Origin of the sequence: Verrucomicrobium sp. GAS474 (genome assembly GCF_900105685.1) — a bacterium.
Taxonomy (GTDB): Bacteria; Verrucomicrobiota; Verrucomicrobiia; order Methylacidiphilales; family GAS474; genus GAS474.
The window spans coordinates 1602279-1617466 of the sequence record NZ_LT629781.1; the positions used below are offsets into that span (position 1 = coordinate 1602279).

General features: G+C 70.0%; 11 protein-coding genes. 9 read left to right on the top strand and 2 right to left on the bottom strand.

What is annotated here, in order from left to right; translation table 11 throughout:
- The first annotated feature begins 232 nt into the window (after window positions 1-232).
- The 5 genes from mfd to BLU04_RS06685 are packed head-to-tail and all read left to right on the top strand — an operon-like array spanning window position 233 to window position 7613.
- A complete protein-coding gene (gene mfd / locus BLU04_RS06665) occupies window positions 233-3580 on the top strand; it encodes a transcription-repair coupling factor (protein ID WP_093283783.1) in 3348 nt (1115 codons plus the stop codon).
- Complete coding sequence (locus tag BLU04_RS06670; RefSeq protein WP_093283786.1) at window positions 3559-4557, top strand: peptidylprolyl isomerase; 999 nt, start codon at window positions 3559-3561, stop codon at window positions 4555-4557. Before mfd ends, BLU04_RS06670 begins: the two co-directional genes overlap by 22 nt.
- Window positions 4558-5487, top strand: coding sequence for a 4-hydroxythreonine-4-phosphate dehydrogenase PdxA (gene pdxA / locus BLU04_RS06675; RefSeq protein ID WP_093283788.1), 930 nt, complete (start codon window positions 4558-4560; stop codon window positions 5485-5487).
- Window positions 5488-5506: 19 nt separating this feature from the next.
- Entirely contained in the window at window positions 5507-6796 is a 1290-nt protein-coding gene (gene argA, locus BLU04_RS06680; RefSeq protein ID WP_093283791.1) for an amino-acid N-acetyltransferase, read from the top strand.
- Between the two features lie 46 nt (window positions 6797-6842).
- Window positions 6843-7613: an FkbM family methyltransferase gene (locus BLU04_RS06685; protein ID WP_093283793.1), complete on the top strand. Its 771-nt coding sequence runs from the start codon at window positions 6843-6845 to the stop codon at window positions 7611-7613.
- 31 nt (window positions 7614-7644) lie between these two features.
- Here BLU04_RS06685 and BLU04_RS06690 read toward each other — a convergent pair whose 3' ends face one another.
- The gene (locus BLU04_RS06690) at window positions 7645-8139 is read right to left on the bottom strand and encodes a hypothetical protein (protein ID WP_093283796.1); all 495 of its coding nucleotides are present in this window, start codon (window positions 8137-8139) and stop codon (window positions 7645-7647) included.
- A gap of 94 nt (window positions 8140-8233) precedes the next feature.
- Window positions 8234-8629, bottom strand: coding sequence for a translation initiation factor (locus tag BLU04_RS06695; protein WP_093283798.1), 396 nt, complete (start codon window positions 8627-8629; stop codon window positions 8234-8236).
- A gap of 60 nt (window positions 8630-8689) precedes the next feature.
- Here BLU04_RS06695 and BLU04_RS06700 point away from each other — a divergent pair, with 60 nt between their 5' ends.
- The 4 genes from BLU04_RS06700 to BLU04_RS06715 are packed head-to-tail and all read left to right on the top strand — an operon-like array spanning window position 8690 to window position 15173.
- Complete coding sequence (locus BLU04_RS06700) at window positions 8690-10339, top strand: tetratricopeptide repeat-containing glycosyltransferase family protein (protein WP_093283800.1); 1650 nt, start codon at window positions 8690-8692, stop codon at window positions 10337-10339.
- A 10-nt stretch (window positions 10340-10349) separates the two neighbouring features.
- Window positions 10350-11906 (top strand): tetratricopeptide repeat protein, encoded by a 1557-nt coding sequence (locus tag BLU04_RS06705; protein ID WP_162274650.1) that lies wholly within the window; start codon window positions 10350-10352, stop codon window positions 11904-11906.
- 28 nt (window positions 11907-11934) lie between these two features.
- On the top strand, window positions 11935-13632 hold the full coding sequence (locus tag BLU04_RS06710; protein WP_157895171.1) for a glycosyltransferase: 1698 nt from the start codon (window positions 11935-11937) through the stop codon (window positions 13630-13632).
- Entirely contained in the window at window positions 13629-15173 is a 1545-nt protein-coding gene (locus BLU04_RS06715; protein WP_093283808.1) for a tetratricopeptide repeat protein, read from the top strand. The genes BLU04_RS06710 and BLU04_RS06715 overlap by 4 nt, the downstream gene beginning before the upstream one ends.
- Window positions 15174-15188 lie beyond the last annotated feature (15 nt).

Consider the following 15188-nt stretch of genomic DNA (forward strand, 5'->3'; position numbering starts at 1 on the left):
TAATTAATTGCCCCTTTACGAGGTGTTGCGCTATCGCGCAGGCAGTCCTGTCTGATAGGCCGTGGTGTAGATAGGGCGCTACCCTAAAGGCCTGTCTCCCATAAGCCCACTCTACTCCGCTGGATCGAACCTCCTTGAGGGCCGAGCCATGGGAAGGAGCATCCACAAGCAAAGCTGTGTGTTCCCTTTCCAAAGGGCGTGACAGGGTTTAGAGTTGCCTCTGCTTCATCGCATGGCCTCTTCCCGTCGCTCTTCGTCTGTCTCCCTTCCGCCTGCGCCGGTCTTCGATGCGGAGGCCTGGTTTTCCCATAAGGAACTGGCCGCGGCGCGGAAGGAGATCCTCAAGGCCAAGGGGAAAACGCCCTGCTTTTCCCTCGCCGCGATTCCGGCGGCGGCCCAGGGCTTCGTCGTGGCCGGATTGATGGCGGGGCTCGGGCGCCCCGTCCTGGTGCTGGCGCCGGGGCCCCGGACGCAGGAGGAATTCGCCGGGGACTTCGAGGCGTGGACTCCCTCCCCGGATGGTCCCGGCCTCCTTCTCCTCCCCGAAGCCGAGCCCCTCGTCGGCGAGGCCCTTCCCGATCCGAACGTGGCGGCGGAGCGCCTCGGCGTCGCCCGTCGCGTGCAGCGGGAGGCAGGCGGTTCCGGCACTCCCCTCGTCGTCGCGACGCGGGCGGGGCTCGACCAGCCGCTGCCGCTGCCGCAGTCGCTGGCGCGGGAGGTCGTCCTCCTGGCCGTTGGCGGGACCCTGTCCCGCGAGTCGTGGCTGGAGCGGCTGGAGGAGGCCGGATACCAGCGCGAGGGGGAGGTCCAGATCCACGGCCAGTTCAGCGTCCGGGGGGCGGTGGTCGATGTCTTTTCGTGGGCCTCGATGCTTCCCGTCCGCAGCGAGTGGGACGGCGACGAGGTCGCCTCGCTCCGCGAGTTCGATCCGGTGACGCAGCGGTCCGTCGCCTCGCTCGACGAGGCCGAGGTGAGCCTGATCCGGGTCGCGCCGCCGACCTCGGAAAAAGAGGGGGAAAAGGGGAGGAAGGTCATCGCCTTCGGCCTCGGCGGGGCGACGCTCCGCGAATACCTTCCCGAAGGGACGGTCACCTTCTGCCTCGACGACCGCGACGCCGGGGCCGAGGAGGCGGCCGAGCTGCCCGGGCTCGAATTCTTCGCCCACGATTTCCTCCACTCGAGGAACAGCGCCGATTGGACGGTCCAGGAGCACCGGCGCGATCTCTTCCTCGACCACCTCCGGGGCTGGCTCGGCGACGGATGGGAAGTCGTCGTCGCCTCGAACAACGAGGGGGAGGAGAAGCGGCTGCGGGAGATCCTCGCCGAGCAGAAGGTCGCCCCGAACGCGGTCGCCTTCATCCAGCGGCGGCTCCTGCGCGGCTTCGTCTGGCCCGCGGCGAAGCGGGCGATGCTGAGCGACGCGGAGATCTTCGGCCGCTACCAGACCCTTCGCGCCCTCCGCATGAAAGGGAGGCAGGCGCGCAACCCCGCCAAGCCGGGCCTCTCCCCGACGGGCGGCGCGGGGGGCGTGGGCGGGATCATGGGCGGCGGGCGGGACGCGGGGGCCTTCGCCGAATGGGGCGACGGCGATTTCGTCGTCCACCTCCACCACGGCATCGCCCGCTACATGGGGATGAAGGCGCTCCCCTCGCCGGCCGAGGGGGAGGGCGAGACCGAGGCCCTCGTCCTCCAGTTCGCCGACCAGGCGCGGCTCTACGTCCCCCTCGAGGACGCCTACCTCGTCTCCCGCTACATGGGGGCGACGAAGAAGGCGCCGAAGCTCGACCAGCTTGGCGGCCCCCGCTGGGACAAGGCGAAGGCCCAGGCGCGGAAGGCGGTCGCCGAATACGCGATGAAGCTGATCGCGACCCAGGCGGAGCGGGAGACCCTCGGCGGCTTCGCCTACCCGCCCGACGAGGAGACGCCGTGGCAGGCCGAGTTCGAGGAGGCCTTCGTCTACGACGAGACGCCCGACCAGCTCCGCGCCATCGCCGACACGAAGCGGGACATGGAATCGCCCCGCCCGATGGACCGCCTGATCTGCGGCGACGTCGGCTTCGGCAAGACCGAGGTGGCGATCCGCGCCCTCTTCAAGGCCGCCACCGGAGGGAAGCAGGCCGCCTTCCTCGCGCCGACGACGGTGCTGGCGCAGCAACATTTCGAGAACCTCCGGGAACGCTTCGCCGACTATCCCGTCCGCGTCGAGCTGCTGAGCCGCTACCGGAAGCCGGAGGAGCAGAAGCGGGTCCTCCAGGGCCTCGCCGAGGGGGGCGTCGACGTCGTCGTCGGGACCCACCGGCTCCTCTCGAAGGATGTCGCCTTCAAGGACCTCGGCCTCGTCGTGATCGACGAGGAGCAGCGGTTCGGCGTCGTCCAGAAGGAGCGGTTCAAGCAGCTGTTCCGCCTCCTCGACGTGCTGACCCTCTCGGCGACGCCGATCCCGCGCACGCTCTACATGGCGATGACCGGGGCGCGGGACATGAGCACGCTCGAGACCGCCCCGGCGAACCGCCAGTCGGTCGAGACGGTCATCAGCCCCTACGACGAGCGGGTGATCCGCTCCGCCATCGAGCGGGAGCTGGCGCGCCAGGGCCAGGTCTATTTCCTCTACAACCGCGTCCAGACGATCGAGCGGGTCGCCGCGCGGCTCCGGGAGCTGGTCCCGGGTGCCCGCGTCGAGATCGGCCACGGGCAGATGGACAAGCACGAGCTCGAGGAGGTGATGCACCGCTTCGTCGCCGGGGAGACCGACGTCCTCCTCGCCACGACGATCATCGAGAGCGGCCTCGACATCCCGAACGCGAACACGATCCTCATCGACCGCGCCGACCGCTTCGGCCTCGCCGACCTCTACCAGCTCCGGGGCCGCGTCGGGCGCTCGACGGCGAAGGCCTACGCCTACCTCTTCCTGCCGCGCGAGGGGGGGACGACGGGCGTCGGCGGGGGCGCGGGCAACGCGCGGAAGCGGCTCGGCGCGATGCGGCAGTACGCCCAGCTCGGCTCCGGCTTCAAGCTGGCGATGCGCGACCTCGAGATCCGCGGCGCGGGGAACCTCCTCGGCACCGCGCAGAGCGGCCACATCACGGCGATCGGCTTCGATCTCTATTGCCACCTGCTGAAGAAGGCCGTCTCCCGGATCAAGGGCGGGAAGCTGGCGACCGATCCCGCGGAGTGCCGCGTCCAGCTCGACTTCGTCGCCCTCCACCGCTCCGAGGCGACCGACGTCCGCCCCCCGGCCCTCCTCCCCACGGTCTACCTGAAGGAGAGCCGGTGGCGGATCGACGGCTACCGGCGGGTCGTCGAGGCCTCCACGCTCGACGACCTCGAGGCGGTCCGGCGGGAGTGGCTCGACCGGCACGGCAAGTGGCCCCTCCCGGTCGAACGGCTCCTCGCCGTCACCGAATTGCGAATTTTGGGGGCCCAACGGGGCCTTTCCCTGATCGAAACCCAGGGTGAAAAGCTGATTTTGAAGCGCAACGGCGACTTTGTCATGATCGGGGGTAAGTTTCCCCGCTTGACGGGGGGGACGCCGGAAAATAAGTTCGCCGAGATACGCCGATGGCTTCTTTCCTTCGTTTAACTGGGCTCTCCGGGGCTTTTTTCGTCTTCGCGTCCCTTTTCTCGGCCCTTTTCCTCTCGGCGAGCCTCCCCCTCCGCGCGCAGATGGCCGACGGCATCATCGCGATCGTGAATGACTCGGTCATTCCCTTCAGCGAAGTCCAGAAGCAGGTCGATGACACCGAGCGCTCCCTCCGCGAGACCTACGACGGCCCCGTCCTCGTCGAGAAGATCAAGGAGGCCCGCCTCAACACCCTCCGCGCCCTCATCGAGCGGGAGCTCATCATCCAGGACGCGAAGGAGCAGGGCCTCTTCATCCCCGACAGCTTCATCGAGGCCCGGATCAAGGCGATGATCCAGAACCAGTACGAGGGGGACCGCACCGCCTTCATCCGCACGATCCAGTCGAACGGCATGTCCCTCTCCGAGGTGAAGAAGAACTTCCGGGACAACGCCGCCATCGGCTACATGCGCCGCCACAACATCCCCGACAACATCGTCGTCTCCCCCTACCGCGTGGAGCAGTATTACCAGGACAACGTCGCCCAGTTCACCCAGGAGGAGCAGGCGAAGGTCAGCATCATCTTCCTCCGCAAGGCGACCGATCCCGCCCGCGCCGACCAGGTGAAGGGCCTCGCCGACGAGATCCTGCTGAAGCTCGACTCCGGCGCCGATTTCGCCGAGATCGCCCGCTCCTATTCCGAGGGGCCCCGCCGCGCCGACGGCGGCGACCTCGGCTGGGTGCGGCGCGGCGATCTCCGGGCCGAGCTGGTGAAGGTCGCCTTCGGGCTCCAGCCCGGGCAGACCAGCCGCGTCGTCCCCTCCGACGACGGCTTCTACATCGTCCGCGTCGAGGACACGAAGCGGCCCCGCGTCTCCTCGATGACCGAGGTCCGCGCCTCGATCGAGCGGACCCTCCTCCAGGAGGAGCGCCAGCGGCTCCAGCAGAAGTGGATCGACGGCCTCCGGGGCAAGGCCTTCATCAAAACCAATTTCTAAATGGCCAAGACGGGAGCCCGGGCTCTCCTCCCCACCCTCGCGATCACCCTCGGGGAACCGGCGGGGATCGGCCCCGAAGTCGTCGCCGCCGCCCTCCGCTCCCCCCGGCTCCCGAAGGGGTTCCGCTACGAGGTCCTCGGCTCCGCCGAAGGGGTCGCGCCCGGGAGGCCGACGGCCCGCTCCGCCGGGATCGCGTTGAAGGCCCTGGAGGCCGCCGCCGCCGGATGGAAGGCGGGCCGCTACGCCGCCGTCGTCACCGGGCCGGTCCAGAAGGAGACCCTCATCCGCGCCAGCAAGGGGCTGAGCTTTCCCTATCCGGGACAGACCGAGTTCTTCGCCGCCCGCTGCGGCGTCCCGGAGGACGACGTCGTCATGGCGATGGCCTCGCCCCGCCTCGTCGTCGCCCTCCTCTCGACCCACCTCAGCCTCCGCCGGGCGCTCGGGAAAATCACGCGGGAGAAGATCCTCCGCGTCGTCGTCGAGACGGCGGCCTTCCTCCAGGCGAAGGGGGTCCGCGCCCCGCGCATCGCCCTCGCCGGGGTCAACCCCCACGCGGGGGAGAACGGCCTCTTCGGCGACGAGGAGGGGCGGATCCTCGTCCCCGCCCTCGCCGCGGCGCGGGAGGCCTTCCCCGGCCTCGCCCTCACCGGCCCCCACTCCCCCGACACCGTCTTCTGGCGGGCGAGGAACGGGGAGTTCGACGCCGTCGTCTGCGCCTACCACGACCAGGGGCTGATCCCGTTCAAGCTCCTCGCCTTCCACGACGGCGTGAACGTCTCCCTCGGCCTCCCGCTCATCCGCACCTCGCCCGACCACGGCACCGCCCTCGACCTCGCGGGGAAGGGGAAGGCCGACCCCCGCAGCATGATCGCGGCGATCGTGCTGGCGGCCCGCTTGGTAAAGTCTCGCCAAGCGTCAAATCGGCGTTAATCGTACCTTACTCGTCATCATGAATGTTTCCGACCTGCGCGGCATCCTGACCTACGTCCCCCAATTCCGGGAAAAGGTCTTCGTCATCGCCATCGACGGCGCGATCGCCGCGCACGAGAATTTCCCGAACATCCTCCTCGACATCGCCGTCCTGCGGAGCCTGAACATCCGGGTCGTCATCGTCCACGGCATCGCGAAGCAGATGGAAGACCTCGCCGCCTCCTCCGGCGTCGCCCTCTCCAACATCGACGGCACCGGGACCACCGACGAGGCGACCCTCGCCGTCGCCCTCACCGCCGCGAACCGGGTGACCCACGAGATCATGGAGGGCCTCGCCGCGAACGACCTTCGGGCCTGCTACTCCAACGCCGTCATCGCCCATCCCTTCGGGATCATCGGCGGCGTCGACCGGCAGTTCACCGGCCGGGTGGAGCGGCTCGACACGGCGTTCCTCAACGAGCTCCTCGACCGGGGCATCATCCCCGTCGTCCCGCCGCTCGGCTTCGACGGCGAGGGGCGGACCTACCGGGTCAATTCCGACGGCGTCGCGCAGACGATCGCCGAGGAGCTGCGGGCCGGGAAGCTGATCTATCTTTCGCCGCAGCCCGGCCTCCTCCGGGGCGAGGGGCTCATCAGCCAGATGTCGGTCCTCGAGGCCGAGGAATTCTTCAAGAAGTCGCGCAACGAGATCGACGAGGGCCTCCGGTCGAAGGTCGAGCACGGCATCCGGGCGTGCAAGAACGGCGTCGGCCGGTCCCACATCCTCGACGGGCGGCGGGACGAGGCGATCCTCGGGGAGGTCTTCTCCAAGGTCGGCATCGGCACGATGATCTACGCCAACGAATACACCGCGATCCGGCGGGCGCTGAAGAAGGACGTCTCGCGGATCCTGGCGCTCACCGAGGAATCGGTCCAGACCCAGGGCCTCGTGAAGCGGACCCGGGCGGGCATCCTCGCGCAGCTTTCCGACTACTACGTCTTCGAGATCGACCGGAGCATCGCCGGGTGCGTCGCCCTCCACGTCCATCCCGAGGAGAAGAAGGCCGAGATGGCCTGCCTCCACGTCAGCCACGCCCACGAGAACCAGGGGATCGGCCGGAAGCTGATGCTCTTCGTCGAGGACCTGGCGAAGGAAAAGGGGGCGGCCGAGCTCTTTGCCCTCTCGACCCAGGCCTTCAATTTCTTCCAGCAGAAGGGCGGCTTCCGCGAGGTGGCCCCCGACTTCCTCCCCGCCGAGCGGCGGGAGAAGTACGAGAACAGCGGGCGGAACTCGAAGATCCTGGCGAAGCACCTGACGGCGGGGGGATAGGCCCCCTCCGAACGCGGAAAACGGAAGCACCGAAACCCCGGGAACGATGTCGACCCTTTCCCTCGTCCTCAGCCTGGTCCGTTACGGGGGGCTCCGCTCCCTTCCCGGTCTGGCCGCCTTCCTCGCCTGCAAGGCGGCGGGGGTGAAGGCGGGCTTCGTCCTCCGCCTCGGGCCGCATCGCTGGCTGGCCCGCTCCGACCGTCCCTCGGGCCTCCGGTTCTTCCACGAGGTGGTGGTGCGGCGGAGCTACGAGGCCCTGGCCGCGGAGCTGCGGCGGTTCCCCGCGCCGGTCATTTTCGACGTCGGCGCGAACTGCGGGGCCTTCGCGCTCTGGGCCCTCTCCGTCAATCCGCGCGCCCGGGTCCGCTCCTTCGAGCCGGGCAGCTGCTTCGACATCCTCGACGCCAATCGCGAGCTCTACATGAAGGCGCGGGAGGAGGGCCGGGAGGGCGACTGGCGCGTCGAGCACTGCGGCATCTCGTCCTCCGACGGCTTCGTCTGCTTCGAGGAGGACGCCGATTCGAGCATGGTGATCCTCTCGGCGAAGGGAACCCGCCGCTTCCCCGTCCGCACGCTGGACGGTTTTTCCCCCGCGCCGGAGATCGTCAAGATCGACATCGAGGGGCACGAGCTCGAGGCGTTGAAGGGGGCGGAGCAGACCCTGCGGACGGCCCGCGTCGTCTTCCTCGAATACCACGGGATCGAGATGCGCGTCCAATGCGCGGCCTTCCTCCGGGAGCGGGGCTTCGAGGTGCGGGACGTCCCGGGCACCGAGTTGCTGCTCGCGCTGAAGGGGGCGCAGGTCGCCGCGAGTTGAGCGCAGCGCGCGGGAGGCGGGGCCGGACGGATCAGGGCGAGTCGTCGCCGATGATCTTGATCACCCAGCGGCCGCTGTCCTCGTCCCGCGCCCAGCGGACGAAGCTGATGACGCCCTCGCTCCGGGGGATGGTGAAGGAGTGGGTCTCGTCCTTCGTCCAGACGCGGAGGGGATGGTCGGCGATCCGGTCCCGGTAGCGGTAGGCGTCGGTCCCGCCGAAGAAGGCCGACCAGAGGCCGCCCTCGCGCGCCATTTCCTTCGCGGTCTCCTCGTAGTTCATGCTGGTGTTCCGCACGGTGGCGTGGGTCTTCGCCCGGTAGGAGATGAAGCGCCAGTTGCTGCTGCGGGAGAAGCAGTTCAGGAAGGCCGATTTGTCCCCGGTGAGGATGGCGTTCATGTAGGTCTGCATCGCCTCGTCGAGGCCGTCGGTCGATTGGTTCGCGCCGCTGCCGGGGGCCAGGGCGGCGAGGCCGACGATGAGGATCGCAGCGAGCCCGGCCAGGGAGTAGATTAAGGCGCGATTCATCCGGTAGGGGATATTACTCAGGCATAGCGGCTGTTTTATCGGGAAACAAGAGAAGCCTTGAGGGAAACCTCTCTTTTTGCACGATTCGTCCGCTTTATTGGATTACGCCGCCGACGGGATAGCCCAGCTGGCGCAGCGCCTCGGCGACGGCGGCGGGGCGATCTCCCTGGATGACGATTTCAAAACCGCTCGTACCCGCTTCGACGGTGCCGCCGCAGCCGAGGGCCTTGCGGACGGCGCGGACGGTCCCGTCGGCCTCGGCCTCGTTCGGGAAGCCCGAGGCGACGACGACGGTCTTGCCGCCCCGGTCCTTCTTCTCCCGCCGCAGGAGAAGGCGTCCCTTCTTCGCCGCCTTTTCGGGCGAGGAAGGCGCTACCCCGTCGTGGCCGGGGGGGAGGGCCGAGGTGTCGAGGGCGCCGAGGGCGGCGAAGGGATCGGCGGCGAGGGGGGAGGCGGCGGCGGAGAGGTCGATTTTCTTCGGTTTGGACATGGGGTTCCGTTGCTTTTTTGGGGGAGAGGGATAGTCTTTTTATACCCCTCCCCGCCGCGCATGGAAAACCCCCTTTTCACCAAGGCTCTCCGGTATTACGAGGCGGGGAATCTCGACAAGGCGGCCCCCCTCTTCGCCTCGTGCCGGACGCAGTTCCCGCAGGAGCCCGGCCCCGCGAACTTCCTCGGCCTGATCGCGCTCCAACGGGGGGAGGTCCCCGAGGCGGCGAAGGCCTTCGAGGAGGGCCTCCGCCTCGATCCGAAGAACGCCGAGATGTGGAACAACTACGGCCTCGCCCTCCTCGCGTGGAAGAAGGGGCCGCTGGCGGAACGGTGCTTCCGCACGGCGCTGGAACTCGCCCCCCGGCTGGAGCCCGCCCAGTTCAACCTCACCCGCGCCCTGCTGGCCCAGTCCCGCTTCGCCGAGACGGTGGCGGGCCTCGCCCCGCTGGCCGCCCGCTACGGGAGCGATCCGGGGGCGGAGGTCGAGTACCGGTTCCTCCTCGGCACCGCGCTCTACCGCCTCGGGCGGCTCGACGAGGCCGAACCGGAGCTGGCGCGGGCGACGCAGCTCCGGCCCGACCTCGTCGAGGCGCTGAACAACTACGGCGCCTGCCTCCGCTCGCAGGGCCGGATCGACGAGGCGATCGCCGTCTTCGAGAAGGCCCTCGCGCGGAAGCCCGACCACGCCGAGACCCATATCAACCGGGCGACGGTCCGCCTCCTCCAGGGGGACTTCGCCGAGGGGTGGAAGGAATTCGAGTGGCGCTTCCGCTCCTACCGGCTCCTGTGGGAGATCGATTCCAACGCGCCCCGCTGGCTCGGGGAGCCGTTCCCCGGGCAGACCCTCCTCCTCCTGGCCGAGCAGGGCCTCGGGGACACGCTCCAGTTCATCCGCTACGCGCGGCAGGTGAAGGAGCGGGGCGGCGAGGGGTGCTCCGTCGTGATCGAGTGCCAGCCGGAGGTCGCCCGCGTCCTGCGCGGCGTCCCGGGCCTCGACCGGGTGATCCTCCGCGGGATGCCCCGGCCGCCGTTCGCCTACTACGCGCCGCTCCTCTCGCTCCCGGGAATCTTCAGCCCGACGCTCGACGCGATCCCGGCCGAGGTCCCCTACCTCGCCTCGACCGACGACGCGGCGGGGAAGGAAAAGAGGGAGGATGGCCCCCTCCGCGTCGGCATCGTCTGGGCCGGAAGCGCCGCCCATGTCGAGGACCGGAGCCGGTCGTGCCCCGTCGAGGCGCTCGTGCCGTTGACGCGGGTCGAGGGGGTCGAGTTCGTCGGCCTCCAGAAGTTCGAGCCGGGGAAGGGCGGGAACTATCCCTTCCCGAACGCGGTGGCCGAGTGCCGCGACTTCCTCGACACGGCGCGGGTCGTCGCGGGGCTCGACCTCGTGATCTCGGTCGACACCTCGGTCGCCCACCTCGCGGGCGGGATGGGGAAGCCGCTCTGGCTCCTCCTGCCGTGCCATGCGGAATGGCGGTGGCTCCTCGACCGGGAGACCTCGCCCTGGTATCCGACGGCCCGCCTCTTCCGCCAGCCCCGGCCCGGGGACTGGGAGGGATTGGCCGAGCGCCTCGCCGGGGAGCTCGCGATTTTGGCGGAAGAAAAAAAAGAACGAAGGGAAGGTCGCGCCATCGGGGCCGGGCCTGCCGCCGCGTTGATTTCGGAAGGGGGAGTCGCAACCGTCCACCATGGGACCCCAGGCCCATGATCCTCCTCCCATGAGTGCCCCCTCCTTTGAAGAAGCCGCCGCGATGGCGCAGGAAGCCCTCCAGCTCCAATCGGCCGGCGATCCGGCGATGGCGATCGAGATCTACCGGAAGACCCTGCCGACCCTCGACGCGGTCCCCGAGATCCACAACAACCTCGCCGTCTGCCACTTCAACCTCGGCGACCTCGAGGAGGCCGAGCGGGAACTCCGCATGGCGCTCCGCCTCCGGCCGACCTACGCCGAGGCCCACAGCAACCTCGGCAACACGCTGAAGGGCGTCGGCAAGGTGCGGGAGGCCGTCAGCCATTACCGCGAGGCGCTCCGCCTCTCCCCCCATTACGCCTGGGCCCACTTCAACCTCGGCACCTGCCTGCTGGAGGAACACCAGCCCGCCGCGGCCGAGGCCGAGCTGCGGGAGGCGCTCCTCCAGCTTCCGAAGGCGGCGAAGGTCTGGCGCAATTTCTCCCTCGCCCAGCTCGAGCAGGGGAACGTCGCGGGGGCGCTCGAGGCGATCGACCGGGCCTTCGCCCTCGATCCCGACGACGCCGAGGTCCGCTGCAACCGGGCCCTCGCCCGCCTCCTCTGCGGCGACTTCAAGGTCGGCTGGGAGGAATACGAGTGGCGGTGGCGGCTCCCCGATAACGCGCCCCTCCGCTACCCGATGCCCCGCTGGAAGGGGGAGGACCTGCGGAACAAGCGGATCCTGCTCTGGACCGAGCAGGGCGCGGGGACGGCGATCCAGTTCATCCGCTACGCGCCGCTGCTGGCGGAACGGGGGGCCGAGGTCGTCGTCGCCTGCCCGGAAAGCCTCCGCCGTCTCTTCGTCTCGGCGCGGGGCGTCTCCGAGGTCGTCAGCCGGGAGGGGGGGGCGGGGAAGGGTTCGGGATCGCCGACCGTTCCGCCGTGCGATTACGAGCTGCCGATGATCTCCGCCGCGCTCCGCTTCGGGACGACGGAGGGGACGGTCCCGCCGCCGGAACGGTTCTTCCTCCCCGACGAGGCGGGGATCGAGGACGACGAGGAGATCGCGGCGAAGCCTCCCGGGCGGAAGCCCTTGTTGAAGGTCGCCCTCGTCTGGGCGGGCAATCCGGCCCACGCCAACGACCGCCTCCGCTCGATCCCCCTTTCGATCTTCCATCCCCTCGCCTCGATCCCGGGCATCGAGTGGATCAGCTTCCAGAAGGGCGATCCCGCCCTCGTCGCGAAGGCGGTGGCGGGCTGGCCCGCCGGACCGGAGGGGCGGGGTTTGCGCGATGCGGGGAGCGGCTTCGCCGACTTCTACGACACGGCGATGGCGCTGGAGGAGGTCGACCTCGTGATCTCGGTCGACACCGCCGTGGCCCATCTCGCGGGGAGCCTCGGGAAGCCGACGGCGCTCTTCCTCCCCTTCCATCCCGATTGGCGGTGGATGCTCCGCCGCGGGGACACGCCGTGGTATCCCTCGGTCCGGCTCCTGCGCCAGGCGACGCCCCCCGCCGGGACGAGCCATGAGAGCGTGGCCGCAGCCTGGGCCGAACCGTTGGCCGCCGTGGCGACGTTGCTGAGAGAGCTGGCCGCGCTCCGATGAGGATGCGAGGGTGGCAGGAATGGGAGTGATGGGAAAAAGCACGATTCTGCTATTGGCCGATGCCGGGGACCCGGCGGCCTGGAGTCGCGCCCGCCGCGCGCGCGCGGCTCTCTCCTCGGGGCGAGGAGACGAGCGCCAGCGGGTGCTCCTCCGCGACCTCGCCGACATGGAGGCGCTCTTCCCCCGCCTGGCCGACTCGGGCGACGTCGCGGCGGTCGGCGTCCGGCACGTGCTGGTGACGCAGCAGCGGCTTTTCCTTTCCCATTTCGACATCGGGGAGATCCGCCTTTTCTCCGCGCCCTCGGACGCCTTGCGGGCTTTCCTCGAGGAGGTTCTGGCGGCTCACGGCGCTGAAATGGGGGTCGAGGAGGGGGGTGATCCGGGCTCGGACGAAGGGATCGAAAAAGAAGGCAGGGACGGCGTCTGGGTCGCGATCCACGAAGCCTCGACTCCCGCGACGAAGACCGCCGAGGCGATCGCCCGCGCCTGCGCCGAGGAGGGCCACCGGACCGAGATCTGGGAAACGGGGATGATCCGGGCCCGCGTCCTGATGGAGGACGACGACGCCTCCTTCGCCGCCGAGACGGGGGCCGTCATCGGGCGCGAGATCGCCCGGCGCATCGAGGCCGGCGGGATCGGGACGATCCTCGGCCTCGACCTGAACTGGTACCTCGATCCGGGCCTCTTCCTCGACCATCCCCGGATCCGGCGGGTCGTCTCCTTCTGGTTCGACGACGTGAAGGCCTGGTGCCAGGCCCCCTACAACGCCTGCTTCCCCGGCGCCGCCGCCCGCCTTCCCGAGGCCCTCCGACATCCGAAGGTCCTCCACTGCTGCTACGGGCGGGGACAGCTGGAGGAGATGCGGCTCCTCGGCTTTGCGAACACCCGGCTCAGCTTCCTCGCCGCCCCCGCCGAGGCGCTTCGCCGCCGGGAGTGGCCCTCTCCCGAGACGAAGGGGAAGGCCGCGTTCGTCGGGAACCCCGGCCTCAACGTCCCCCCGCCACCGGCCCTCCTCGCGCTGCTGGAGCGGGGGGCGGAGATCGAGGAGATCCGCTCCCTCGCGCGGGAGATCGCGCTCCTCTTCGCCCGGAGCCATTTCGCCGCCCTCGTGGCGCGGGAGCCGTCGGTCCTCGCCTTCTTCGCCCACGCGCTCGAGCTCCGGGCGCGGGAGCCCTACATCCCGGCGGCGGTCGTCTTCCGGGCCCTGGAGGCCCATTTCCCGGCGGTCCTCGCCGCGCTGAACCACTCCGGGGAGATCCTCAACGCCCTCCTCGTCGTGAAGATGGCGAACCAGTTCGACCGTCCCGCCCTCGTCCACCGCCTGTGGCGGGCGGGGCTCCTCGACGTCCACAGCAACGCCGATGCGTGGCGGGCCTACGGCATCGAGGCGCGGCCCGACGTTCCCTTCCACCGCCTCGGCGAGGTCTACCAAAACTATCTCTGCCATCTCAACGGCTCCAACGCCTGCCGGGACGCGACGGCGAACGAGAAGCTCTTCGAGATCGCCGCCTACGGCCGGGTCTCGGTCAACTTCGCCTCGCCCGACGTCCTCCGCTGCTACGGTGAGGGCGAGATCGCGGCGATCGCCTCCCTCGGCGAGGCCGAGGCCCGGGTGCGGGGTTTCCTCGCCGATCCCGACACGGCCCTCGCCTTCGGCGAGCGGGCGCGCCGCCGCACCGCGTCGGAGCACCTCTGGAACCACCGCCTCCGGGGGCTCCTGACGTGAGCGCGGGCCAGACCGGCGATCCCCGGTTGCAGCCGATCATCGCCCTCTTCCAGGAGGGGCGGGGCGGGGAGGGGACGTCGGCCCTCGACCGCTTCCTGGCGGCGGAACCCGATCACGTCGAGGCGCTGGCCCTCGCGACGTTCTGCCACGTGAGGGCGGGGAACAAGGAAGCGGCCCGCGCCTGCGTCGGGCGGGCGGCGACCCTCGGCCTCTCGCATCCGGTGGCGCTGAACAACCTCGGCCTGCTGGCCGAGGAAGCCGAGGCCGCGCCGGGGACGATCGCGGCGCTCTTCCGCCGCGCGGCGGAAGCCGATCCGGGAAACGGGGAAATCGCCGACAACCTCGAACGGGCGCTGGTCGCAGAGGGACTGGCTCCCGGCGCGGCAGCCGGGTTTTGGGAAAAGGAGCTGCGCGCCTATCCGCGGATGGCCGGGCTCTGGACGGGCCTGGGCAATCAGGGCCTCGCGGCGGGCGACCTGGCCGGGGCGGGGGAGGCTTTCGCCCGCGCGGCGGCGCTCCGCCCGGAGCGGGCCGAGACACGGGTGAACCTCGGCATCGTCGAGCACCGGCAGGGGCGGCCCGAGGCGGCGCTCCGGCGGTACGCGGAAGCGGCGGCGCTGGAGGGAGGGGAGGGGCCGTCGTCGGCGTTGCGCTGGAACCGCGCCCTCTCCCGGCTCACCCTCGGCGATCTTGAGAACGGCTTCGCCGATTACGAGGCGCGCGATTACCTCGGGGCCTACCGCCGTCTCCCGGTGCCGCGCTGGACGGGGGAACCGTTCTCGGGAACGCTGCTGCTCCACGCGGAGCAGGGTTTCGGCGACGCGATCCAGTTCGCCCGTTATGCGGCGCTGGCGAAGGAGCGGGGGGGAAGCGTCCTCCTCGCCTGCGACCCGCTGCTGGAGCGGCTGCTCGCCCGGGTGCCGGGCGTCGACGGGATCGTCCGCGCCTCGGAGATCGACCGGGCGGCGCGGGAGGCCGCGTGGGAGGCTCCCCTTCTCTCCCTGCCCCACATCGTGCGGACGCGGCTGGAGACGATTCCGGCGTCGGTGCCGTACCTGGCCTGGGATGAAAAACCGGGGCGGACGGGAGATCGCGGTCCTCTCCGGGTCGGCCTCGTCGCCTCGGGCAATCCGAAATACGGGAACGACCTCCGCCGCTCGATCCCGCCCGCCCTCCTCGCCCCGCTGGCTGCCGTCCCCGGCGTCCGCTGGACGGGATTCCATCACGACGGCTGTCCGGGCGGATGGTGGGAGGAAGGTCTGGCGGGCCTTCCCGACGGGTCCGATTTTTACGACACGGCGTTGCGGCTCCGGGAAATGGATCTCGTCATCTCGGTCGACACGGCCTCGGCCCATCTGGCGGGGGCGATGGGGCTCCCGCTCTGGATCTTGCTGCCGCACGCCGCCGATTGGCGCTGGCTGCGCGATTGCGCCGACTCGCCGTGGTATCCGACGGCCCGCCTCTTCCGCCAGCCCCGCGACGGGGCGTGGGACGAAGTGGTCTCGGCGGTCGGAACGGCACTGGCCGGGTTTCCGAGGTAAAAACAAAGAGGCCGG

Bases quoted from the DNA above. Each gene is read 5' to 3' on its own strand.
- BLU04_RS06700 (WP_093283800.1), top strand. From the start codon at position 8,690: ATGGAAAACCCCCTTTTCACCAAGGCTCTCCGGTATTACGAGGCGGGG.
- mfd (WP_093283783.1), top strand. From the start codon at position 233: ATGGCCTCTTCCCGTCGCTCTTCGTCTGTCTCCCTTCCGCCTGCGCCG.
- BLU04_RS06685 (WP_093283793.1), top strand. From the start codon at position 6,843: ATGTCGACCCTTTCCCTCGTCCTCAGCCTGGTCCGTTACGGGGGGCTC.
- BLU04_RS06670 (WP_093283786.1), top strand. From the start codon at position 3,559: ATGGCTTCTTTCCTTCGTTTAACTGGGCTCTCCGGGGCTTTTTTCGTC.
- BLU04_RS06690 (WP_093283796.1), bottom strand. From the start codon at position 8,139: ATGAATCGCGCCTTAATCTACTCCCTGGCCGGGCTCGCTGCGATCCTC.
- argA (WP_093283791.1), top strand. From the start codon at position 5,507: ATGAATGTTTCCGACCTGCGCGGCATCCTGACCTACGTCCCCCAATTC.
- BLU04_RS06705 (WP_162274650.1), top strand. From the start codon at position 10,350: ATGAGTGCCCCCTCCTTTGAAGAAGCCGCCGCGATGGCGCAGGAAGCC.
- BLU04_RS06695 (WP_093283798.1), bottom strand. From the start codon at position 8,629: ATGTCCAAACCGAAGAAAATCGACCTCTCCGCCGCCGCCTCCCCCCTC.
- pdxA (WP_093283788.1), top strand. From the start codon at position 4,558: ATGGCCAAGACGGGAGCCCGGGCTCTCCTCCCCACCCTCGCGATCACC.
- BLU04_RS06710 (WP_157895171.1), top strand. From the start codon at position 11,935: ATGGGAAAAAGCACGATTCTGCTATTGGCCGATGCCGGGGACCCGGCG.